The 23,605-nt window shown below is 54.0% G+C and carries 21 protein-coding genes; 12 read left to right on the top strand and 9 right to left on the bottom strand.

The annotated features are described in order from the left end of the window. Positions 1-126: 126 nt before the first annotated feature. From ppiD to bolA, 7 genes are all read right to left on the bottom strand, one after another. Complete coding sequence (gene ppiD / locus DFO52_RS17925) at positions 127-1,998, bottom strand: peptidylprolyl isomerase (RefSeq protein WP_133550883.1); 1,872 nt, start codon at positions 1,996-1,998, stop codon at positions 127-129. Positions 1,999-2,210: 212 nt separating this feature from the next. Beyond that, on the bottom strand, positions 2,211-2,483 hold the full coding sequence (gene hupB / locus DFO52_RS17920; RefSeq protein WP_002444653.1) for a nucleoid-associated protein HU-beta: 273 nt from the start codon (positions 2,481-2,483) through the stop codon (positions 2,211-2,213). Positions 2,484-2,693: 210 nt separating this feature from the next. Continuing rightward, positions 2,694-5,048, bottom strand: coding sequence for an endopeptidase La (gene lon / locus DFO52_RS17915; RefSeq protein WP_023334706.1), 2,355 nt, complete (start codon positions 5,046-5,048; stop codon positions 2,694-2,696). 182 nt (positions 5,049-5,230) lie between these two features. Continuing rightward, a complete protein-coding gene (clpX, locus tag DFO52_RS17910; RefSeq protein WP_023310570.1) occupies positions 5,231-6,505 on the bottom strand; it encodes an ATP-dependent protease ATP-binding subunit ClpX in 1,275 nt (424 codons plus the stop codon). Positions 6,506-6,631: 126 nt separating this feature from the next. After that, positions 6,632-7,255 carry an ATP-dependent Clp endopeptidase proteolytic subunit ClpP gene (gene clpP, locus DFO52_RS17905; protein ID WP_010428105.1) on the bottom strand — a complete coding sequence of 208 codons (624 nt, stop codon included), beginning with the start codon at positions 7,253-7,255 and terminating at the stop codon, positions 6,632-6,634. Positions 7,256-7,515: 260 nt separating this feature from the next. Then, complete coding sequence (gene tig / locus DFO52_RS17900; RefSeq protein WP_023310569.1) at positions 7,516-8,814, bottom strand: trigger factor; 1,299 nt, start codon at positions 8,812-8,814, stop codon at positions 7,516-7,518. Positions 8,815-9,144: 330 nt separating this feature from the next. After that, positions 9,145-9,462 carry a transcriptional regulator BolA gene (gene bolA / locus DFO52_RS17890; RefSeq protein ID WP_021241655.1) on the bottom strand — a complete coding sequence of 106 codons (318 nt, stop codon included), beginning with the start codon at positions 9,460-9,462 and terminating at the stop codon, positions 9,145-9,147. Positions 9,463-9,767: 305 nt separating this feature from the next. On the opposite strand from bolA, the gene DFO52_RS17885 reads away from it, so the two are divergent. From DFO52_RS17885 to DFO52_RS17850, 8 genes are all read left to right on the top strand, one after another. Then, positions 9,768-10,346 (top strand): lipoprotein, encoded by a 579-nt coding sequence (locus DFO52_RS17885; protein ID WP_023310568.1) that lies wholly within the window; start codon positions 9,768-9,770, stop codon positions 10,344-10,346. 46 nt (positions 10,347-10,392) lie between these two features. After that, positions 10,393-11,868 (top strand): muropeptide MFS transporter AmpG, encoded by a 1,476-nt coding sequence (gene ampG / locus DFO52_RS17880; RefSeq protein WP_047648559.1) that lies wholly within the window; start codon positions 10,393-10,395, stop codon positions 11,866-11,868. 477 nt (positions 11,869-12,345) lie between these two features. After that, positions 12,346-13,293 (top strand): cytochrome o ubiquinol oxidase subunit II, encoded by a 948-nt coding sequence (gene cyoA, locus DFO52_RS17875; RefSeq protein ID WP_014882770.1) that lies wholly within the window; start codon positions 12,346-12,348, stop codon positions 13,291-13,293. A gap of 16 nt (positions 13,294-13,309) precedes the next feature. Beyond that, positions 13,310-15,301 (top strand): cytochrome o ubiquinol oxidase subunit I, encoded by a 1,992-nt coding sequence (gene cyoB / locus DFO52_RS17870; protein WP_014168864.1) that lies wholly within the window; start codon positions 13,310-13,312, stop codon positions 15,299-15,301. Further along, positions 15,291-15,905 (top strand): cytochrome o ubiquinol oxidase subunit III, encoded by a 615-nt coding sequence (locus tag DFO52_RS17865; protein WP_023334703.1) that lies wholly within the window; start codon positions 15,291-15,293, stop codon positions 15,903-15,905. The genes cyoB and DFO52_RS17865 overlap by 11 nt, the downstream gene beginning before the upstream one ends. Further along, a complete protein-coding gene (locus DFO52_RS17860) occupies positions 15,905-16,231 on the top strand; it encodes a cytochrome o ubiquinol oxidase subunit IV (RefSeq protein WP_006176899.1) in 327 nt (108 codons plus the stop codon). The genes DFO52_RS17865 and DFO52_RS17860 overlap by 1 nt, the downstream gene beginning before the upstream one ends. An 11-nt stretch (positions 16,232-16,242) precedes the next feature. After that, entirely contained in the window at positions 16,243-17,130 is an 888-nt protein-coding gene (gene cyoE / locus DFO52_RS17855; RefSeq protein ID WP_013095848.1) for a heme o synthase, read from the top strand. Positions 17,131-17,279: 149 nt separating this feature from the next. Next, positions 17,280-18,641: an MFS transporter gene (locus DFO52_RS17850; protein WP_023310566.1), complete on the top strand. Its 1,362-nt coding sequence runs from the start codon at positions 17,280-17,282 to the stop codon at positions 18,639-18,641. A gap of 32 nt (positions 18,642-18,673) precedes the next feature. On the opposite strand, the gene DFO52_RS17845 is transcribed toward DFO52_RS17850, so the two are convergent. Further along, complete coding sequence (locus tag DFO52_RS17845; RefSeq protein ID WP_023334701.1) at positions 18,674-19,165, bottom strand: YajQ family cyclic di-GMP-binding protein; 492 nt, start codon at positions 19,163-19,165, stop codon at positions 18,674-18,676. A gap of 121 nt (positions 19,166-19,286) precedes the next feature. Between DFO52_RS17845 and panE the strand changes: the two genes are divergently transcribed. After that, positions 19,287-20,198, top strand: coding sequence for a 2-dehydropantoate 2-reductase (gene panE, locus DFO52_RS17840; protein ID WP_047648563.1), 912 nt, complete (start codon positions 19,287-19,289; stop codon positions 20,196-20,198). Further along, positions 20,161-20,751: a protein deglycase YajL gene (gene yajL, locus DFO52_RS17835; RefSeq protein WP_029739905.1), complete on the top strand. Its 591-nt coding sequence runs from the start codon at positions 20,161-20,163 to the stop codon at positions 20,749-20,751. The genes panE and yajL overlap by 38 nt, the downstream gene beginning before the upstream one ends. A gap of 67 nt (positions 20,752-20,818) precedes the next feature. Here the strand turns inward: yajL and thiI are convergent, their stop codons facing one another. Then, positions 20,819-22,267 carry a tRNA uracil 4-sulfurtransferase ThiI gene (thiI, locus tag DFO52_RS17830; RefSeq protein WP_045887927.1) on the bottom strand — a complete coding sequence of 483 codons (1,449 nt, stop codon included), beginning with the start codon at positions 22,265-22,267 and terminating at the stop codon, positions 20,819-20,821. Positions 22,268-22,458: 191 nt separating this feature from the next. Between thiI and xseB the strand changes: the two genes are divergently transcribed. Both xseB and ispA read left to right on the top strand, forming a co-directional pair. Continuing rightward, the gene (xseB, locus tag DFO52_RS17825) at positions 22,459-22,701 is read left to right on the top strand and encodes an exodeoxyribonuclease VII small subunit (protein WP_008503331.1); all 243 of its coding nucleotides are present in this window, start codon (positions 22,459-22,461) and stop codon (positions 22,699-22,701) included. Then, positions 22,702-23,601: a (2E,6E)-farnesyl diphosphate synthase gene (ispA, locus tag DFO52_RS17820; RefSeq protein ID WP_029741669.1), complete on the top strand. Its 900-nt coding sequence runs from the start codon at positions 22,702-22,704 to the stop codon at positions 23,599-23,601. Positions 23,602-23,605: the final 4 nt, after the last annotated feature.

The following is a 23,605-nucleotide window of genomic DNA, read 5'->3' as shown; positions in this document are numbered from 1 at the left end:
ACAGCCACGTCACGATATCCGCCAGTTAAAACCTGCACAAACAGCAGATTGCAGAAATGGAAAAGGCCGCGAAAGCGGCCTTTAGTTTTTGCAGAGCGTTACGAAAATCTGCGAGCAGACACGTAATTACTGCTGCTGAGTCATCACATCACCCAGCTTGATTTTGGCTTCTTTACGCAGGTTGCTCATCATGGCTTCGAAGGCAATCTGAGCATTGTTCTGGGTAATTCCCTGAACCATTGCTTTCTTCTGCGCTTCTGGCAGGGTGCCGGCTTTCACTTCATCCAGCGCCAGCAGAACGACGTTGCCCTGCGTATCGGTGGTGGTACCGAAGCTTGGCTTGTCCTTGGCAGGCAGCGTCAGACCAAACGCGGCCTGGCTGATTGGGTCCTGGCCGGTACGGCTCAGCGTTTTCGCTTCACCGAAGCTCAGGCCAGCCGCTTTCAGCGCGTCTTCTTTACCCGCTTTCAGGTCAGACAGAATCTTCTCAGCATCCAGTTTCGCCTGCTGTTCCGCTTTGTTGTGCTTAACCTGAGCGACAACCTGATCCTTCACTTCCGCCAGCGGTTTGACCGCTTCTGGCTTGTGTTCGCTGACGCGCAACACAAACGCACGATCGCCGTCGACGGTAATGATGTCAGAGTTACTGCCCGGCGTGCCGCTCTCACCCACCAGACCGCCGTTGAAGATAGCATCAGAAACCGGTTTGAAGTTCAGCTCTTCCGGAAGGTTGTCACGACCAAACCAGCCCGTCTCAACCGCCTTCACGCCCGCCGCCTGCTCTGCACCTGCCAGAGATTCGTTGTCGTTGCTGGCAGCATCGCTCACCTTCTGCTGCAGCGCGTAATAGGCATCCAGCGCTTTTTCCTGTTTCACTTTCGCCGCGATATCATCGCGAACGTCAGCCAGCGGCTTGGTTTTCGCCGCGGTGATGTCGTCCAGACGCACGACCAGGAAACCAACGGAAGACTTAATGACGCCTGACAGCTGACCTTTCTCTTTCAGACCGGCATTTTTCAGCTCGTCAGGAGTGGTCGCGTCTTCCAGCCAGCCCATATCACCGCCGTTTTTCGCAGAGATAATGTCGGTGGATTTCGCTTTCGCAACGGTCGCGAAATCAGCGCCTTTGTTCAGCTCATCCAGCACCGCTTTAGCATCGGCCTCGGTTTTCGTCTGAATCACGCTGTAGCGGTTACGCTGCGGCTGAGTGAACTGATCCTGATGCTGATCGTAGTAAGACTGGATTTCAGCATCAGACGCGGTTTCCTGCAGTGCGGCCGCATCCAGCTTGATATAGCTCACGCGGAACTGCTCTGGAGAAACAAAGGAATTCTTGTTCTGCTCGTAGTAAGCGTTAACGTCAGCATCGCTCACCTGCTGTTTCGCCGCCAGGGCGTTCACATCAATGGTCGCTTCGCGTACAACACGCTGCTGCGCCACCAGCGCGGCCAGTTCGTCCGTTTCACCTTTGAGCATGAAATCGGTGCCCACAACGGCATTGATGAGCTGCTGGGTAGTCAGCTGGTTACGCAGCGCCTGAGCGTACTGATCGGCCGTCATCCCCATCTGATTGACGATGCTGTTGTAACGCGCATTGTCGAATTTACCGTTAGACTGGAAGGCTTGCGTGGAGAAGATGGCTTTTTTCACCTGCTCATCACTGATGCCAAGGCCCAGTTTTTTGGCATACTGATCAAGCAGCGCTTCGTCGATAAGACGGTTCAGTGTCTGTTGGCGCAGGGTCTTCATGTACCCTTCGTTCGCCGCCAGTTCAGAGAATTGGTCGCCCAGCTGTTGCTGCATACGGTTACGTTCACCGGCAAAAGCATTCTCGAACTGACCACGGCTGATTTCCTGGCCATTCACTTTTGCGGCGTAGTTTGCGCCACCGCCAATAAGGTAACTGCTCACGCCGGTCAATATGAACGACACGATAATGATACCGAAAATAATCTTGAGCACGAGACTGTTAGCAGCCGTGCGTAAGCTGTCCATCATGGTGTAACAACACTCCGCTGTAGGTGACTGGTTACCTGACGCTGACGGAAAATCCTGCCCGTCGCGCGTGAAGGCGTATTGTGACAAGAAAACGGGGCGATTGTCAGCCCACAACTCGCATAAACTCGCACAAATCAGGTCTGGACAAACAAAAAAGGCACATCAAATGATGCGCCCTTGTACTTTCCGGCTTCCCTGAAACGGGAAAGCAATCAGTTTACTGCGTCTTTCAGCGCTTTACCTGCACGGAAACCCGGCACTTTAGCAGCAGCAATGGTGATCTCTTTACCGGTCTGAGGGTTGCGGCCAGTACGGGCAGCACGCTCTTTAACAGCAAAAGTACCGAAGCCTACCAGTGCAACGTCGTCCCCAGCCTGCAGAGATTCAGTAACAGAAGCAATTAAGGCATCTAACGCACGTCCAGCTGCAGCTTTAGAAATATCAGCACCAGCAGCAATTTTGTCAATCAGTTGAGATTTATTCACTGTTCTCTTCCTCTCTTTATAATTTATATCGCGCCTGAATCCTTCACAACGCGACCGCGCAGCAGTTATATCAGGCCTGCCATGACCTTACAACACCCGTTGTTGATGGCTGACCTAATCAGCAATCTAAATTAGCTATACAAAAAAAGGCTGGCAAGTGCGAAATGACTTACCAGCCTTGTTTTTATTGACGCTCTTTGCGCGAGGTCACTATTTTGCGGTTACAACCTGCATTCCGGAGGGTTCATTCTGCAATGCGAGACTGAGAACTTCCTCAATTCGTTTCACAGGATGGATCTGCAGGTCGGCAATCACGTTATCCGGAATCTCTTCCAGATCGCGTTTGTTTTCGTAAGGGATCAATACGGTTTTGATCCCACCGCGGTGTGCCGCCAGCAGTTTTTCTTTTAAACCACCAATCGGCAGAACCTGACCACGCAGCGTGATTTCACCGGTCATTGCCACATCGGCACGCACCGGGTTACCTGTCAGGCAGGAAACCAGAGCGGTACACATGGCAATACCCGCACTTGGGCCATCTTTCGGCGTCGCCCCTTCAGGAACGTGCACGTGGATGTCGCGTTTTTCGTAGAAATCAGGGTTGATACCCAGTTTCTCCGCGCGCGCGCGCACCACGGTCAGCGCCGCCTGGATGGATTCCTGCATCACTTCACCCAGCGAGCCGGTGTAGGTCAGCTTGCCTTTGCCCGGCACACAGGCGGTTTCGATGGTCAGCAGATCGCCGCCCACTTCCGTCCATGCGAGGCCAGTCACCTGGCCTACGCGGTTTTCGTTGTCCGCGCGACCGTAGTCGAAGCGCTGAACGCCCAGGTACGCATGCAGATTGTCGCCGTTAATCACAATGTGTTTCAGGCTCTTATCCAGCAACAGCTGTTTCACCGCTTTGCGACACAGTTTGGAGATTTCACGCTCAAGGCTACGCACGCCCGCTTCACGGGTGTAGTAGCGAATGATGCCGATAATCGCGCTGTCCTCAACGGTCAGCTCGTTGGCTTTCAGCGCGTTACGCTCAATCTGTTTCGGCAGCAGGTGCTGCTTAGCGATGTTCAGCTTCTCATCTTCGGTATAACCGGAGAGACGGATCACTTCCATACGGTCCAGCAGCGGGGCCGGAATGTTCATGGAGTTGGAGGTCGCCACGAACATCACATCGCTCAGGTCGTAGTCCACTTCCAGGTAGTGATCGCTGAACGCCACGTTCTGTTCTGGATCAAGCACTTCCAGCAGCGCAGACGCAGGGTCACCGCGCATGTCCGACGACATCTTGTCGATCTCATCGAGCAGGAACAGCGGGTTTTTAACCCCCACTTTCGCCATCTTCTGGATCAGTTTACCCGGCATAGAGCCAATGTAGGTACGGCGGTGACCGCGGATTTCCGCTTCATCGCGTACGCCACCCAGCGCCATACGGATATACTTACGTCCGGTCGCTTTGGCGATGGACTGACCCAGAGAGGTTTTACCCACCCCCGGCGGTCCAACCAGGCACAGAATTGGGCCTTTAATTTTGTTTACACGGCTTTGTACCGCGAGGTACTCAAGAATGCGGTCTTTCACGCGTTCCAGGCCGTAGTGATCGGTATCCAGGATTTCCTGCGCCTGACGCAGGTCTTTTTTGACCTTGCTGCGGGCGTTCCACGGAACCTGCACCATCCACTCAATGTAGCCGCGTACAACGGTCGCTTCAGCCGACATTGGAGACATCATTTTCAGCTTCTGCAGTTCTGCTTCAGCCTTCTCTTTCGCCTCTTTCGGCATCTTCGCCGCGTCGATCTTACGCTTCAGCGCTTCGTTTTCGTCCGGAGCGTCGTCCATCTCGCCCAGCTCTTTCTGAATGGCCTTCATTTGCTCATTCAGATAGTACTCACGCTGAGATTTCTCCATCTGCTTTTTGACGCGGTTGCGAATGCGCTTCTCAACCTGCAGCAGATCGATCTCAGACTCCATCATCGCCATCAGGTATTCCAGACGTTCGTTAACGTCGGACATTTCCAGCACGGACTGTTTGTCAGCCAGCTTCAGCGGCATATGTGCAGCGATGGTGTCCGCCAGACGCGCAGGGTCGTCGATGCTGTTCAGCGACGTCAGCACTTCTGGTGGAATTTTCTTGTTCAGCTTGATATAGCCTTCAAACTGGCTAATCGCGGTGCGAACCAGCACTTCCTGTTCACGCTCATCAAGCTCAGGCGAATCAAGGTACTCTGCCTTTGCAGAGAAGTGCTCGCCGTCATCTGACAGAGTGGTAATACGCGCACGCTGCAGGCCTTCTACCAGCACCTTTACGGTGCCGTCAGGCAGCTTCAGCATCTGCAAAATAGAGGCCACGGTCCCGACGGTGAAAAGATCGTTTACACCCGGCTCATCCGTTGATGCTTCTTTCTGCGCCACCAGCATGATTTTTTTATCATGATCCATGGCGGCTTCGAGGCAACGGATAGATTTTTCCCGCCCTACAAATAAGGGTATGACCATGTGCGGATAAACCACCACATCGCGCAACGGCAATACGGGGATTTCAATGCGTTCAGAACGCTCAGGATTCATAGAGCTCTCTCTTAGTTAGTGTCCGCCAGGTAAGCTGGTCATGTCACTGTGCTTCACATAACCATTAACATGTATCCAGTATATGGGGATGTTTCCCACACATTCAACGCTATGAATACGGAAAAAGTAAAGGGGAGATAAAATCCCCCCTTTTTGATTAACTGCTTGTATGATTTGGTTAATTATTCGCCAGATGCCTGCTGCGCTTCCGGTTTGCCGTAAATCAGCAGCGGCTTGGTTTGGCCGCTAATCACGGACTCGTCAATCACCACTTTCTCAACGTCTTCCATCGACGGCAGATCGTACATGGTGTCGAGCAGTGCCGCTTCAACAATTGAACGCAGACCACGCGCACCGGTTTTACGGACCATCGCTTTCTTGGCAATAGCATCCAGCGCTTCGTCACGGAATTCCAGATCGACGCCTTCCAGATTGAACAGCGCCTGATACTGCTTGGTCAGCGCATTTTTCGGCTCTTTCAGGATCTGGATCAGCGCGTCTTCGCTCAGCTCATTCAGCGTTGCCACTACCGGCAGACGGCCGATGAATTCAGGGATCAGACCGAACTTGATCAGATCTTCCGGTTCAACCTGAGACAGCAGTTCGCCTTCGTTTGGTTTTTCGGACGTCGATTTCACCGTTGCGCCAAAACCAATGCCGGAGCCGGTTTCAACACGGTGGGAGATAACTTTGTCCAGACCAGCAAACGCACCGCCACAGATGAACAGGATCTTGGAGGTATCAACCTGCAGGAACTCCTGCTGCGGATGTTTACGACCACCCTGTGGCGGAACCGCGGCAACCGTACCTTCGATCAGCTTCAGCAGTGCCTGCTGTACGCCTTCACCCGATACGTCACGGGTAATGGACGGGTTGTCAGATTTACGGGAGATCTTGTCGATCTCATCGATGTAAACAATCCCGCGCTGGGCTTTCTGTACGTCGTAATCGCACTTCTGCAGCAGTTTCTGGATGATGTTTTCGACGTCCTCACCCACATAACCGGCCTCGGTCAGGGTGGTGGCATCCGCCATCGTGAACGGAACATCAAGCAGGCGCGCCAGGGTTTCAGCCAGCAGCGTTTTACCGGAACCGGTTGGGCCGATCAGCAGAATGTTACTTTTACCCAGTTCTACGCCATTGCTGGTGTCGCCGTTACGCAGACGTTTGTAGTGGTTATAGACCGCTACCGCCAGCACTTTCTTGGCCTGCTCCTGTCCGATGACGTAGTCGTCAAGGTGATGACGAATTTCATGCGGCGTTGGCAGCGCGCTGCGCTCACGGTGCGGTGCGACTTCTTTAATCTCTTCGCGAATGATGTCGTTACATAAATCGACACATTCGTCGCAGATATACACGGACGGCCCGGCAATCAGTTTACGCACTTCATGCTGGCTTTTGCCGCAAAAAGAGCAGTACAGCAGTTTGCCCGAACCATCTTTGCGTTTATCTGTCATGAGTCCAAACCTCTTTTTAAGTTCTTTGTGCCGCACATGACGACGCAAATGCCATTCTAAGACGCAAGCTGCAATCAGCAGCGTGCCGCCCTACCTTAGTATAGCGGCACACTCGCGTCGCGGGCATCAATTACGATGGGTCAACACGGAGTCGACTAAGCCGTACTCAACTGCCTCTGGAGCAGAGAGGAAGCGATCGCGCTCGGTATCGCGCTCGATCTGCTCGAGTGGTTGACCCGTATGCTGCGCCATAAGTTCATTCATGCGCGCTTTTACTTTCAGAATTTCGCGGGCGTGGATTTCGATATCCGTCGCCTGCCCCTGGTAACCGCCCAGCGGCTGGTGAATCATCACGCGGGAATTTGGCAAGCAGAAACGCTTACCTTTCGCCCCTGCTGTTAGCAGGAATGCGCCCATAGATGCAGCCTGACCCATACAGATAGTGCTTACATCAGGCTTGATGAATTGCATGGTGTCATAAATGGACATACCTGCTGTAATCACGCCACCCGGGGAGTTAATGTACAGGTAAATGTCTTTTTCCGGGTTTTCCGCTTCCAGAAACAGCATCTGCGCCACGATCAGGTTAGCCATGTGGTCTTCCACCTGGCCGGTCAGAAAGATAACGCGTTCCTTGAGCAGACGGGAATAGATATCAAAAGAACGCTCACCACGTGAGGTCTGTTCAATAACCATTGGCACCAGAGCCATATGGGGTGCAAAGTTATCTCGTTCGCCACTGTATGACATTTCCGTCTCCTGGATCAAAATTGAAAACACCTGCTGTACTGATTGTAACCTTACGGACGGATTATCAGCCAGTCTCATTCATCATGATTACGTACTTATTGGGTTCACAGTGCCCTATTTCAAGCATAACAACCTTTTGTTGTTACGCTAACACCGAAAGGGCGTTTTAGCACTCTTCCTGGGCTATCGCTGCGATAAAAAAAACCCGCTGCCGCAAGGCAACGGGTTTTCTGTTCAAACTTTAAACCGTTGGGGCGAAATTACGCCTGCTGGTTCATCAGTTCGTTGAAAGAGGTCGCTTTTTCGGTCACTTTCGCTTTCGCCAGTACCGCTTCAACAGCCTGCTCTTCCAGGGCAACGTTGCGCATGTTGTCCATCAGCTCTTTGTTCTTACCGTAGAACTCGATCACTTCTGATGGATCTTCGTATGCAGAAGCCATCTCTTCGATCAGGCCTTTCACACGCTCTTCGTCAGCTTTCAGCTCGTGGGTACGAATCACTTCGCCCAGCAGCAGGCCAACAACAACGCGGCGTTTCGCTTGCTCTTCGAACAGCTCGCGTGGCAGTTCCATCGCTTGCTGCTGGTTGCCACCGAAACGCTGTGCAGCCTGACGGCGCAGAACGTCGATTTCGCTGTCGATCAGGGCAGCCGGAACGTCGATTTCGTTGGCTTTCACCAGACCTTCGATCGCCTGAGATTTCACACGGTTACGCACCGCGCCGTTCAGTTCGCGTTCCATGTTCTTACGCACTTCGGTACGCAGACCCGCTACGGAACCATCTTCCACGCCGAAACGCTTGATGAATTCTTCAGTCAGTTCTGGCAGTTCGCGCTCTTCAACTTTCTTCAGGTTGATAGCGAACTTCGCTGCTTTCCCTTTCAGGTTTTCAGCGTGGTATTCTTCCGGGAAGGTCACGTCGATGGTGAACTCTTCGCCAGCCTTGTGGCCTTTGATACCGTCTTCGAAGCCTGGGATCATACGACCCTGGCCCATAGCCAGTACGAAGTCAGACGCTTTACCGCCTTCGAACTCTTCGCCGTCTACGGAACCGGTGAAGTCGATGGTGACACGGTCTTCAGCGTCAACAGCGCCTTCTTTCTCTTTCCAGTTCGCCTGCTGCTTACGCAGGGTATCCAGCATGCCGTCAACGTCTTCGTCAGTCACGGAAACAACTGGTTTTTCAACTTCGATAGATTCCAGACCTTTCAGCTCAACTTCCGGGTACACTTCGAACTCTACGGAGTAGGTGAAGTCTTCGCCCAGTTTGTATTCGCCTGGAACGTAGTTCGGCGCGCCGGCCGGATTGATTTTTTCTTTGATGATCGCATCAATAAAGTTGCGGCTCATCAGTTCACCCAGCACATCCTGACGCACGGAAGCGCCATAACGCTGAGCAACAACATTCATTGGTACTTTGCCCTTGCGGAAGCCGTCAATACGTACTTTTTTTGCTACGTTGACCAGCTCGCTTTTCACAGCAGTTTCGATGCTGTCAGCAGCGATAGTAATCGTTACACGGCGGCCAAGGCCTTGAGTGGTTTCAACTGAAACTTGCATCTTGTTACCTCAAAAAAATCACAGTGCTCGGTCAACTCTGAATCTGTCTGTTATACCGGGATGCTCTCTTAGTGCAGATTCACATTCCCTGTCGCCAGAATCATCCCGAAGACATTCAATAAGACGCGGCATTATAGCGGCATCACTTAGGTGAGTCGAGAACGGTTGGGGCATGTTGCTGCGGCTTTTTTCACACTTTAAGGCTATTTTTAGCCTTAAAATCGCACCATCTGCTCAAAACTCAAACAAAACAAAACGGCCCGGAGGCCGTTTTGAGGAAATCTGTAAGCAACATACTGGAAAAGCTCCAGCCGTTGCAAATCCGATTTATCAGGCGATAGTGCCTGCACCGCGACAGGGCGGCGATGCGAAAACCGTATCCTGCAAACCTTCCCATTCCTTAATGGTATAGGTATGCAGTGCCAGCGCATGCACGGTCGTGGAGAGTTCTTCCGTCAAGGTGCTGTAGATCAAGCGGTGTCGATTCAGGAAACGTTCTCCCGTGAAGCGATCGCTAACCAGAACCACTTTAAAGTGGCTTTCAGAACCTGCCGGCACGTTATGACGATAGCTTTCGTCGACGACTTCGAGGAACACAGGGTTGAACGCTGCCCTTAATTTATCTTCTATATGCTCACGTATCATCATGAAATTACTCCTCCGACAACGCCAGGATGTCACCCATCCCTTTAAATGTTAGCCGCTTTTACCGTTTCCATTACACCTTGACAACAAATATTTAGCTTTCGTCTGATTTTCTCATTCAAACGAATGAAGTTCACTGTGAGACTCATACGTTTTGTCATACACGGATTGGGAAAAAGGGTGATCTGGTCAGTTTTCGGACAAGGCGATGAATTTACATGCGTTGACCACTTCCCCTCGCCGTTGGCGATGTTATGATGGCGGCAATTTTTCTCTTTATATGCTTACGATTCGTTGAGAACCCGAAAATGTTAAAAAAACTCTTCTTTCCGTTGGTAGCCCTTTTCATGCTGGCAGGCTGCGCTACCCCGCCAACCACTATTGATGTCTCACCAAAAATCACCCTGCCTCAGCAGGACCCAAGCCTGATGGGCGTTACCGTGAGCATTAACGGTGCCGATCAGCGTCAGGATCAGGCGCTGGCTAAAGTGACCCGCGATAATCAGCAGGTTACCCTCACCGCGTCCCGCGACCTGCGCTTCCTGCTCCAGGAAGTGCTGGAGAAACAGATGACCGCTCGCGGCTACATGATTGGCCCAAGCGGCGCGGTCGATCTGCAGATCATCGTCAACAACCTGTACGCTGACGTGTCTCAGGGCAACGTGCGCTACAACATTGCGACCAAAGCGGATATCGCCATCATTGCCACCGCGAAGAATGGCAACAAGATGACCAAAAACTACCGCGCCAGCTACTCTGTTGAAGGTGCCTTCCAGGCTTCTAACCAGAACATTGCTAACGCCGTGAACAGCGTGCTGACCGACACCATCGCCGATATGGCGCAGGACACCAGCATTCACGACTTCATCAAGCAAAACGCGCGTTAATCCCGCTCTCTGACCCGGTGTATCACCGGGTCAGTTTTATAAAAACATGTCCAGCCATTACTTACGCATTTTCCAGCAACCGAAATCAGCTATCCTGCTGATCCTCGGCTTCGCCTCGGGTTTACCCCTCGCACTCACTTCCGGCACGCTACAGGCATGGATGACGGTCGAGAACATCGATCTTAAAACCATCGGTTTCTTCTCGCTTGTCGGCCAGGCCTATGTCTTTAAGTTCCTGTGGTCTCCGGTCATGGATCGCTATACGCCGCCTTTCCTCGGGCGTCGACGCGGCTGGTTAGTGATGACGCAGATCCTGCTGCTGCTGGCCATTGCGGCGATGGGATTTCTTGAACCCACCACCCAGCTTCGCTGGATGGCCGCGCTTGCGGTGGTGATTGCCTTCTGTTCCGCCTCTCAGGATATCGTGTTCGACGCCTGGAAGACGGACGTGTTACCTGCGGAAGAGCGCGGCGCCGGTGCTGCAATCAGCGTGCTGGGCTATCGGCTCGGGATGCTGGTCTCCGGCGGGCTGGCGCTGTGGCTCGCCGACCGTTACCTCGGCTGGCAGGGCATGTACTGGCTGATGGCCGCCCTGCTGATCCCCTGCATTATCGCGACGCTGTTCGCGCCCGAACCGAGTGACGTCATCCCGGTTCCCCGCTCGCTGGAGCAGGCCGTCGCCGAACCGCTCCGTGACTTCTTTGGCCGCAACAACGCCTGGCTGATCCTGCTGCTCATCGTCCTTTATAAGCTGGGCGATGCCTTTGCCATGAGCCTCACCACCACCTTCCTGATCCGGGGCGTCGGTTTTGACGCCGGTGAAGTGGGGGTGGTGAATAAAACGCTGGGGCTGTTTGCAACCATCGTCGGCGCGCTTTATGGCGGCGTATTGATGCAGCGCCTGACGCTGTTTCGCGCGCTGCTGATTTTTGGCATCCTTCAGGGCGCCTCTAACGCAGGCTACTGGCTGCTGTCGATTACCGACAAACATACGATCAGCATGGCCGCGGCGGTGTTCTTCGAAAACCTCTGCGGCGGCATGGGCACAGCGGCGTTTGTTGCCCTGCTGATGACTCTGTGCAACAAGTCGTTTTCCGCCACCCAGTTCGCTCTGCTCTCGGCGCTCTCCGCCGTTGGCCGCGTGTACGTTGGCCCGATTGCCGGCTGGTTCGTGGAAGCCCACGGCTGGCCAACATTTTATCTCTTCTCGGTCGTGGCTGCCGTACCGGGAATTTTATTGCTGCTGGTCTGCCGTCAGACGCTGGAATATACCCAGCGTACGGAACACTTTATGCCGCGCACCGAATATCACCGCGCCTACCGTTTTGCGCTACGTCTGTTAATGGCGGGCTGCATTGCTCTGGCGCTCTGGCTTGTGGTGCTTATTATCAATGCCAGCACCTCTCTGGTACTCCCTTTCGAAGCCCTTCTGCTGGACGCAGGCGCCCTGCTGGCTATCGCCGGGATCCTGATCGGAGGTCTGCTCGATTTCATGGCGTTGCGTAAAACGCAGATGACCTGAAGAAAAATGCGAAAGGTTATTTCCCGTTGTAATCACTAAGCGAAATTATAACGGTGAAATAGCCGCCAACCGCAAAAAAAATATTTGTTGTTTTGTGCGGGATAGGATTTGGAAATTATTGGCTCCCATTCCAAAACACTATTTTTCATTAAACGATTCAGCATAAGAGAGTTTGATTTTTCGTTTTTTAGATGTCTTTTTATTGATAATTAATTGTTAATTTTTTGTTTATTTTTAACAATGGTTATACCAATTGCCCCTTTTAGGGTATGCTTGGGGGTCCTTTCGTTATAAAGCCCATGCCGTGCGGCTTCGGTCATAAAAACCGACATAATTTGCAACACTTGTGACATGTGCGGCAGAACCCAGTAACACCTTCCTGACACAGGCCTAATGATGTTTACAGTAATGTAACCTTCCCGTAAAATGCCCGCACACTTTAAACGCCACCAGACTCCGTGGAATTGAGGTCGTTAAATGAGACTCGGGAAATACAATAAAAGTTTGGGATGGTTGTCATTATTCGCGGGCACTGTATTACTCAGTGGCTGCGATTCTGCACTACTAGACCCCAAAGGGCAGATTGGACTGGAACAACGTTCACTGATATTGACGGCTTTTGGCCTGATGTTGATTGTGGTTATTCCTGCCATTTTGATGGCTGTTGGTTTCGCCTGGAAGTATCGTGCGAGCAATAAAGATGCGAAGTATAGCCCTAACTGGTCACACTCCAATAAAGTGGAAGCTGTGGTCTGGACGGTTCCTATTCTGATCATCCTGTTCCTTGCCGTACTGACCTGGAAAACCACTCACGCACTTGAGCCAAGCAAACCGCTGGTTCACGATGAGAAACCTATTACCATTGAAGTGGTCTCCATGGACTGGAAATGGTTCTTCATCTATCCAGAGCAGGGTATTGCTACCGTGAATGAAATCGCCTTCCCGGCGAACACTCCGGTTCAGTTCAAAGTGACCTCCAACTCCGTAATGAACTCCTTCTTCATCCCACGTCTGGGTAGCCAGATTTACGCGATGGCCGGTATGCAGACCAACCTGCACCTGATCGCGAATGAAGCAGGCACCTATGATGGTATCTCCGCCAGCTATAGCGGCCCGGGCTTCTCAGGTATGAAGTTCAAAGCTATTGCGACGCCAGACCGTGCCGCTTTCGACCAGTGGGTTGAAAAAGCGAAGCAGTCTCCAAACACCATGTCTGACATGGCGGCGTTCGAAAAAGTGGCTGCACCAAGCGAATACAACAAGGTGGAGTACTTCTCTAATGTGAAACCAGATTTGTTCAAAGACGTTATTGGCAAATTTATGGATCACGGCAAGAGCATGGACATGACCCAGCCTGAAGGCGAGCACAGCGCGCACGAAGGTATGGAAGGCATGGACATGAGCCACGCGGAAACCGCTCACTAAGGGGCCGAGGAAGAAAATGTTCGGAAAATTGACACTGGATGCAGTGCCCTACCATGAACCGATTATCGTGGTTACGGTGGCTGCAATTATCATTGGTGGCGCGGCCTTACTGGCCCTGATCACTTACTTCGGTAAGTGGAGCTACCTGTGGAACGAGTGGCTGACTTCGGTTGACCACAAAAAACTCGGTATCATGTACTGCATCGTCGGTATCGTCATGTTAATTCGTGGCTTTGCGGATGCGATCATGATGCGTAGCCAGCAGGCACTCGCTTCTGCGGGCGAAGCCGGCTTCCTGCCACCGCACCACTACGATCAGATCTTTACCGCCCACGGCGTTATCATGATCTTCTTCGTGGCGATGCCGCTGGTTATCGGTCTGATGAACGTTGTCGTTCCGCTGCAAATCGGCGCGCGCGACGTGGCGTTCCCGTTCCTGAACAACCTGAGCTTCTGGTTCACGGTTGTCGGCGTTATCCTGGTTAACCTGTCACTGGGTGTGGGCGAATTCGCGCAGACCGGCTGGCTGGCTTACCCGCCGCTGTCAGGAATTGAGTACAGTCCGGGCGTTGGCGTCGACTACTGGATTTGGGCGCTTCAGCTCTCCGGTGTCGGTACTACCCTGACCGGTATCAACTTCTTCGTGACCATTATCAAGATGCGTGCCCCAGGCATGACGATGTTCAAGATGCCGGTATTTACCTGGGCATCTCTGTGCGCCAACATCCTGATTATTGCCTCCTTCCCAATTCTGACCGTCACCATCGCGCTGCTGACCCTGGACCGCTACCTGGGCACCCATTTCTTCACGAATGATATGGGTGGCAACATGATGATGTACATCAACCTGATTTGGGCCTGGGGTCACCCGGAAGTGTACATTCTGGTTCTGCCTGTATTCGGTGTGTTCTCCGAAATCGCGGCAACCTTCTCGCGTAAACGTCTGTTTGGTTACACCTCTCTGGTGTGGGCAACTGTGTGTATTACCGTTCTGTCGTTCATCGTTTGGCTGCACCACTTCTTCACCATGGGTGCGGGCGCGAACGTAAACGCCTTCTTCGGTATCACCACCATGATTATCGCCATCCCTACCGGGGTGAAGATCTTCAACTGGCTGTTCACCATGTACCAGGGCCGTATCGTGTTCCACTCAGCGATGCTGTGGACTATCGGCTTCATCGTTACCTTCTCCGTAGGTGGGATGACCGGCGTACTGCTGGCGGTACCAGGTGCTGACTTCGTTCTGCACAACAGCCTGTTCCTGATTGCGCACTTCCATAACGTTATCATCGGTGGCGTGGTCTTCGGCTGCTTCGCTGGCGTAACCTACTGGTGGCCAAAAGCGTTCGGCTTCACGCTGAACGAAAAATGGGGTAAACGCGCGTTCTGGTTCTGGATCATCGGCTTCTTCGTAGCATTTATGCCGCTGTACGTGCTGGGCTTCATGGGTATGACCCGTCGTCTGAGCCAGCAGATCGATCCGCAGTTCCACCCAATGCTGATGGTTGCAGCGGGCGGTGCGGTGCTGATTGCCTGTGGTATCGCGTCTCAGCTGATTCAGTTCTACGTGTCTATTCGCGACCGCGACCAGAACCGTGACCTGACCGGTGACCCATGGGGTGGCCGTACGCTGGAGTGGGCGACCTCTTCTCCACCTCCTTTCTATAACTTTGCCATCGTGCCGCAGGTTCATGAACGCGACGCATTCTGGGAAATGAAAGAAAAAGGTGAAGCGTACAAGCAACCTGCTCATTACGAAGAAATCCACATGCCGAAAAACAGCGGTGCGGGCATTGTGATTGCCGCCTTCGCAACGGTATTTGGTTTCGCAATGATCTGGCACATCTGGTGGATGGCGATTGTTGGCTTCGCTGGCATCGTAATCAGCTGGATTGTGAAGAGCTTTGACGAGGACGTGGACTACTACGTACCAGTCCGTGAAGTTGAGAAGCTGGAAAACCAGCATTTCGACGAGATTTCTAAAGCGGGGCTGAAAAATGGCAACTGATACTCTGGCGCACTCAACTGCCCACGCGCATGAGCATGCGCACCACGATACAGGACCGACTAAAGTCTTCGGTTTCTGGATCTACCTGATGAGCGACTGCATTCTGTTCTGCTGTCTGTTCGCGACCTATGCCGTTCTGGTGAACGGCACGGCGGGCGGCCCGGCTGGCAAGGACATCTTTGAACTGCCGTTTGTTCTGGTTGAAACCGCACTGCTGTTATTCAGCTCCATCACCTACGGCATGGCGGCTATCGCCATGTACAAAAACAACAAGAGCCAGGTTGTGTCCTGGCTGGCGTTGACCTGGCTGTTTGGTGCTGGATTTATCGGGATGGAAATCTATGAATTCCATCACCTGATTCTGGAAGGTTTCGGTCCGGATCGCAGTGGCTTCCTGTCAGCGTTCTTCGCGCTGGTCGGTACCCACGGTCTGCACGTGACCTCTGGTCTGATCTGGATGGCGGTACTGATGTTCCAGGTATCCCGTCGCGGCCTGACCAGCACTAACCGTACCCGTATCATGTGCCTGAGCCTGTTCTGGCACTTCCTGGACGTGGTGTGGATCTGTGTGTTCTCAGTTGTATATCTGATGGGGGCGATGTAATGAGTCATTCAAACGATCATGGCGCTTCCCACGGTAGCGTAAAAACCTACATGACAGGTTTCATCCTGTCGATCATCCTGACGGTGATCCCGTTCTGGATGGTGATGAGCGGTTCTGCGTCTAAGCCGGTTATTCTGGGTGCAATCCTGGTGACCGCGGTGATTCAGATTCTGGTGCATCTGGTTTGCTTCCTGCACATGAACACCAAGTCCGATGAAGGCTGGAATATGACCGCCTTTATCTTTACCGTGATTATCATCGCTATCCTGGTAGTCGGTTCCATCTGGATTATGTGGAACCTCAACTACAACATGATGGTTCACTAAGAGCGGCGAGTATGTTTAAGCAATACCTGCAAGTAACGAAACCAGGCATCATCTTTGGCAACCTGATCTCCGTGATCGGAGGGTTCCTGCTGGCCTCTAAGGGCAGCATTGATTACACCCTCTTTATCTACACGCTGGTCGGTGTGTCACTGGTTGTTGCGTCCGGTTGTGTATTTAACAACTACATCGACATGGATATCGACAAGAAGATGGAAAGGACCAAAAATCGGGTGCTGGTGAAAGGCCTGATCGCCCCTTCCGTCTCGCTGGTGTACGCCACCTTGCTGGGTATTGCTGGCTTTATGCTGCTGTGGTTTGGTGCTAACCCGCTGGCCTGCTGGCTGGGGGTGATGGGGTTCGTGGTGTATGTGGGCGTCTACAGCCTGTATATGAAACGCCATTCCGTCTACGGCACGCTGATTGGTTCTCTCTCCGGCGCTGCGCCGCCGGTGATTGGCTACTGCGCGGTCACTAACGAGTTCGACAGCGGTGCGCTGATCCTGCTGGCTATCTTTAGCCTGTGGCAGATGCCGCACTCCTATGCCATCGCGATTTTCCGCTTTAAGGATTATCAGGCAGCGAACATCCCGGTTCTGCCGGTCGTGAAGGGCATTTCGGTTGCCAAGAACCACATCACGCTGTACATCATCGCCTTTGCCGTGGCAACGCTGATGCTCTCTCTGGGCGGTTACGCTGGATACAAATATCTGGCGGTAGCGGCCGCGGTGAGCGTCTGGTGGCTCGGTATGGCGCTGCGCGGTTACAAAGTGGAAGATGACAAAGTCTGGGCGCGCAAACTGTTTGTGTTCTCGATTGTGGCCATCACCTCGCTGTCCGTGATGATGTCCGTGGACTTCATGGTGCCGGACTCGCACAACCTGCTGACTTACGTCTGGTAAGCCAAAACAGGTGAATAAAGGGGTGCTTCGGCACCCTTTTTTTTTCACTGAATCGACTAATAACGCATGTAATATTTGTTAAATAACCCTTTATTTACCCCGCCCCTTCCCCGCACTACACTATGGCCTGCTTTTGAACTGAGGTGGTAATGAACGATTATAAAATGACGCCAGGCGAGCTACGCGCGACCTGGGGCTTAGGGACTGTCTTCTCGCTACGGATGCTTGGCATGTTTATGGTCCTGCCTGTTCTGACCACGTACGGTATGGCGCTGCAGGGGGCCAGCGAGGCGCTGATTGGGCTCGCGATCGGCATCTACGGCCTGGCGCAGGCGGTCTTCCAGATCCCGTTTGGCCTGCTCTCTGACCGGGTAGGTCGAAAGCCGCTGATCGTCGGCGGGCTGCTGGTCTTTGTGCTCGGAAGCGTGATTGCCGCCCTCTCCCACTCCATCTGGGGGATTATTCTCGGCCGCGCCCTGCAGGGCTCCGGCGCGATTGCCGCCGCGGTGATGGCGCTGCTGTCCGACTTAACCCGCGAGCAGAACCGCACCAAAGCGATGGCGTTCATCGGCGTGAGCTTTGGCGTGACGTTTGCAATTGCCATGGTGCTGGGCCCCATCATTACACACACGTTGGGTCTGCACGCCCTGTTCTGGATGATTGCCGTGCTGGCAACCATCGGTATTGCCTTAACCCTGTGGGTCGTGCCGGACAGCAAGAACCACGTTCTGAACCGTGAATCGGGGATGGTAAAAGGCTGCTTCAGCAAAGTGATTGTCGAGCCGCGCCTGCTGAAGCTGAACTTTGGCATTATGTGTTTGCACATCCTGCTGATGTCGACCTTTGTCGCCCTGCCCGGCCAGCTTGCCGCTGCGGGTTTCCCGGCGGCTGAGCACTGGAAAATCTATCTGGTCACGATGCTGATTTCGTTTGTCTCCGTCGTGCCGTTCATCATCTACGCCGAAGTGAAGCGCAAAATGAAGCGCGTCTTCGTGGGCTGCGTGGCGGTCCTGCTGATTGCCGAAATTGTGCTCTGGGGTGCCGGTCCGCACTTCTGGGAACTGATTGCCGGCGTACAGCTGTTCTTCCTGGCCTTTAACCTGATGGAAGCGCTGCTGCCGTCGCTGATCAGCAAAGAATCCCCCGCCGGGTATAAAGGTACCGCGATGGGCATCTACTCCACCAGCCAGTTTCTCGGCGTGGCGATCGGCGGCTCGCTCGGCGGCTGGGTGGACGGCCTGTTTGATTCACAAACCGTGTTTCTCGCCGGTGCGCTATTGGCAACAGTCTGGCTGCTGGTCGCCAGCACCATGAAAGAGCCGCGCTACGTTAGCAGCCTGCGTGTGGAAATTCCGGATGATGTGGAAATCAGCGATATGCTTAAGCAGCGTCTGGAAGCCAAAGAGGGTGTGACAGAAGTGCTCATCGTCCCGGAAGAGCGCAGCGCTTACGTCAAAATAGACAGTAAAATGACCAACCGCTTCGAAGTCGAGCAGGCGCTCAAAGCGTGAAAAAAAGCCCGGTTAAACCGGGCTTTTTTATATTAATCGCGGAAGTTTTTAAACTGGAACGGTTGCCCCAGATCGCCGCCGCGCACCAGCGCCATTACTGACTGGAGATCATCGCGGGACTTACCGGTCACGCGAATTTCTTCGCCCTGGATCTGCGCCTGCACCTTAAGCTTGCTGTCTTTAATAAGCTTAACGATCTTCTTCTGCACCGCGCTCTCGATGCCCTGCTTCAGCTTGGCTTCAACAAACCAGTTTTTACCGCTGTGCACAAACTCTTCAGGCACGTCCAGAGACGTCCCTTCGATGCCGCGCTTTAACAGCTTGGCGCGCAGAATGTCGAGCAGCTGATTCACCTGGAAATCAGACTCGCTCAGCACCTTAATGGTCTTGTTTGCGTCGTTCAGCTCAAACGACGCCTCAACGCCGCGAAAATCGAAACGTGACTCAACTTCGCGGGTTGCGTTCTCAACGCCGTTGCGAACTTCCTGGATATCAACTTCGGAAACAATATCGAAAGATGGCATCTTTTCTTCTCCCTTCACTTTTGTTGCGTTGCATAATACCCGCTACGAGGCATAACTCAACAGAAGCTTAGCTGTATAATTAAGCTGTAACACCTGGCGCAGTTGCAGGTGAGGAGGAACAATGAAAATTACGGTGCTCGGATGCGGAGCGCTTGGTCAGCTGTGGCTGACCGCGCTGTGCAAGCACGGACATGAGGTTCAGGGCTGGCTGCGCGTGCCCCAGCCCTATTGCAGTGTAAACCTGATAGGTGAAGACGGAAGCATCTTTAACGAATCCCTCACCGCGAACGATCCTGATTTCCTGGCGCAAAGCGATCTTTTACTGGTGACGCTCAAAGCGTGGCAGGTCTCAGACGCGGTAAAAACGCTGGCCGCGCAGCTCCCCTCCACTTCCCCCATTCTGCTGCTGCATAACGGCATGGGGACGCTTGATGAGCTGAAAAACGTCCCGCAGCCCCTGCTGATGGCGACGACCACGCACGCTGCACGTCGCGACGGCAACATCATCGTGCATGTCGCCAGCGGCGTGACGCACATCGGCCCCGCCAGAACGCAGGATGGAGATTACAGCTATCTTGCCGATGTACTGCAGAAGGTGCTGCCGGACGTCGCCTGGCACAACAACATCCGCCCTCAGCTGTGGCGCAAGCTGGCGGTAAACTGCGTGATCAATCCGCTGACGGCACTGTGGGACTGCCCGAACGGTGAACTGAAAAATCATCCGCAGGACGTTGCGGTTTTGTGTGCGGAAGTCGCGGCGGTCGTTGAGCGGGAAGGCCTGCATACCTCGGCCGACGATTTACGCTGCTATGTCGAGCAGGTCATTGAGAGTACAGCAGAAAATATCTCCTCAATGCTGCAGGACGTTCGGGCATTACGCCACACGGAGATCGACTACATCACCGGCTATCTGCTAAAACGCGCCCGCGCGCACGGCATCGCCGTGCCGGAAAACGCCCGTCTGTATGACCTGGTTAAACGTAAGGAGAGTGAATATGAGCGCGTCAGCACTGATCTGTCTCGCCCCTGGTAGCGAAGAGATGGAAGCGGTCACCACCATTGATTTGATGGTGCGCGGCGGCATTAAGGTCACCACCGCCAGCGTCGCCAGCGACGGCAACCTGGAAATCACCTGTTCACGCGGGGTGAAAATTCTCGCGGATGCCCCCCTTGTTCAGGTGGCTGACGGCGATTACGACATCATCGTGCTGCCCGGCGGCTTAAAAGGCGCGGAATGTTTTCGCGACAGCCCGCTGCTGGTCGAGACCGTGCGTCAGTTTCATTTATCCGGCCGCATCGTCGCGGCAATCTGTGCCGCCGCCGGAACGGTTCTGATTCCGCACGATATCTTCCCCATCGGCAACATGACCGGCTTCCCGGGGCTTAAGGATACGATCCCGGAAGAGCACTGGGTGGATAAACGCGTCGTCTGGGATCCGCGCGTCAACCTGCTGACCAGCCAGGGGCCAGGCACCGCGATTGATTTTGGTTTAAAGATTATTGACCTGCTGGTCGGGCGCGAGAAAGCGTACGAAGTAGCGTCATCGCTGGTGATGCCGGCGGGAATTTATAATTACTATGAATAGGTGTTCTCCCTCTCCCTGTGGGAGAGGGCCGGGGTGAGGGCATCAGGCCGCACTCCCCGGCTAGAAACTACGGGCGATACACCTTCACATTCGCAAAGCCCTGCTCGCGCAGATACAGCGCCTGCAGGCGGCTCATCACCCCGCGCTCGCACCACAGCAGATAGGTTTTGCTCTTGTCGAGATCGCCAAACTTCGTGCTCAGCTTGTAGAACGGCAGAGAAACCACCTCCACGCCTTCGACGTTTAGCGGGCTGGCGTCCTGTTCATCAATAGAACGAATATCCACAATCACATCGCTGGCACCAAAACCGCTCACGGTTTCAACTTCAACGACTTCCTGCTCGGTCTGCTGGGCAATCTCGCGGATGTCGATGTTGGAGGCTTCCTCCACCACTTTTTCCAGAATGCTGAAATCGAAGTTCTCTTCTTCCGCTTCGATCTTCGCCTTCACCGCTTTCACCGTTGGGCTTTTTGAGATCACGCCGCAGTATTCCGGCATGGTGCGGGCAAAATCTTCGGTGCCGATTTCGCGCGCCAGGTCGATGATGTGCTCTTTGTCGTGGGAGATCAGCGGGCGCAGGATCAGCGTATCAGACACGTTGTCGATCAGACGCAGGTTGGTCAGCGTCTGGCTGGAAACCTGGCCCAGCGCTTCGCCGGTGACCAGCGCCTGCACGCCGTAGCGTTCAGCCACTTTGGACGCCGCGCGCACCATCATGCGCTTCAGGACCACGCCCATCTGGCCGTCGTCCACTTTTTCGAGGATTTCGCCAACCACGGGTTCGAAGTTGATCGCCACGAAACGCACGCGGTGGGAGCTGCCGAAGCGGTTCCACAGGTAATGCGCGACCTGACGAACGCCGATTTCGTGCGCCGCGCCGCCCAGGTTGAAGAAGCAGTAGTGCACGCGGCAGCCGCGACGCATCAGCATATAGCTGGAGACGCCGGAGTCGAAGCCGCCTGAGATCAGGGACAATACGTCTTCCTGGGTGCCAATCGGGAAGCCGCCGATACCTTCATAGCGCCCTTTCACCAGCAGCAGGCGATCGTTTTCGATCTCCAGATTGACGGTCACGTCCGGGTTAGTCAGACGTACGCGCGCCGTCTCAACGTGCTGGTTCAAACCGCCGCCGACGTAACGTTCCACTTCAATGGAGCTGAATTCGTGCTTGCCGCGACGCTTCACGCGCACGCAGAAGGTTTTGCCTTCGATCTGATCGCGGTACTGGACCAGCGCTTTCTCGAAGATGTCGTGCATATCGCTGAACGGAACATCTTCCACTTCCAGGATATGGTGGATCCCCGGAATACGGGTCAGCGCGTCGCGAATATCCTGACGTTTGTTTTCGTCTTTGGCGCGCACTTCAACGTGGTCCCAGTGGCGCACCACGGCGAGGGTTTCGTCGTAGTGCTTTAATACGTTACGAATGTTCCCGGTGAGAATTTTAATAAAGCGCAAACGCACAGATTGGCTTTTGATGGTGATTTCAGGGAACAATTTAATGATAAACTTCATGGCGGCAATGTTTCTTAGGCAAGCGTATTAAGGCTTGTAATGGAAAAGAGTACAGCAGCCCACACCCGTGGCTGCATCCAGGCGCGCAAGTATACCACCATCGCGCCGCTCCTGTGCACATTGCGCGTTATTTGATAATTGCCCTGAGTCCGTTACCATGTCGGGGCTGAGAATATAAGAGTCAATTCACTATGCCGAAGAAGAACGACGCACCGGCCAGTTTCGAAACTGCGCTGAGTGAACTGGAGCAAATCGTTACCCGTCTTGAGAGCGGCGATCTCCCGCTGGAAGAGGCGCTCAACGAATTCGAGCGTGGCGTGCAGCTGGCGCGCCAGGGGCAGGTCAAACTACAGCAGGCCGAGCAGCGCGTGCAGATCCTGCTTTCCGACAGCGAAGACGCGAAAACCACGCCTTTCACACCGGACGCCGAGTAAATGGATTTTGCCAACGAGCTTCAGGCGCGTGTCGTACGCGCCAACGACGCCCTGCGCCGTTTTATTGCGCCACAGCCTTTTCAGAACACTCCACTGGTTGAAGCCATGCACTATGGCGCACTCTTGGGTGGAAAGCGCCTGCGCCCGTTCCTGGTGTACGCCACGGGCAATATGTTTGGCATCAGCGATAACACGCTGGACGCCCCGGCAGCCGCCGTTGAGTGCATCCACGCCTACTCGCTGATCCACGACGATCTCCCGGCCATGGACGACGACGATTTGCGTCGGGGTCAACCCACCTGCCATATCAAGTTTGGCGAGGCGAATGCCATTCTGGCGGGTGATGCCCTGCAAACGCTGGCGTTCTCGATTCTGAGCGACGCGCCGATGGCGGAAGTGGCCGACCGCGACCGCCTGGCGATGATCTCCGAGCTGGCCATGGCCAGCGGCGTGGCCGGCATGTGCGGCGGACAGGCGCTGGATCTTGAAGCGGAAGGACGTCAGGTTAATCTGGAACAGCTGGAGCGTATTCACCGCCATAAAACCGGGGCGTTGATTCGTTCAGCCGTTCGCCTGGGCGCGCTGAGCGCGGGTGAACAAGGGCGCAAAGCCCTGCCGATTCTGGACAGATACGCAGAAAGTATCGGTCTGGCATTCCAGGTTCAGGATGACATTCTGGATGTGGTGGGCGATACTGCAACATTGGGTAAACGTCAGGGTGCGGACCAGCAGCTTGGCAAAAGTACCTACCCCGCCCTGCTGGGCCTTGAGCAAGCCCAACGTAAAGCCCGGGATCTGATTGATGATGCCCGCCAGTCGCTAAATGAACTGGCCGCGCAATCGCTGGATACCTCGGCACTGGAAGCGCTAGCGGACTATATAATCCAGCGTAATAAATAAACTA

The organism is Enterobacter sp. AG326 (genome assembly GCF_004362415.1).
Taxonomy (GTDB): domain Bacteria; phylum Pseudomonadota; class Gammaproteobacteria; order Enterobacterales; family Enterobacteriaceae; genus Enterobacter; species Enterobacter asburiae.
Note: the sequence above shows the minus strand (reverse complement) of the source record. Positions and strands in the feature narration are given on the sequence as shown.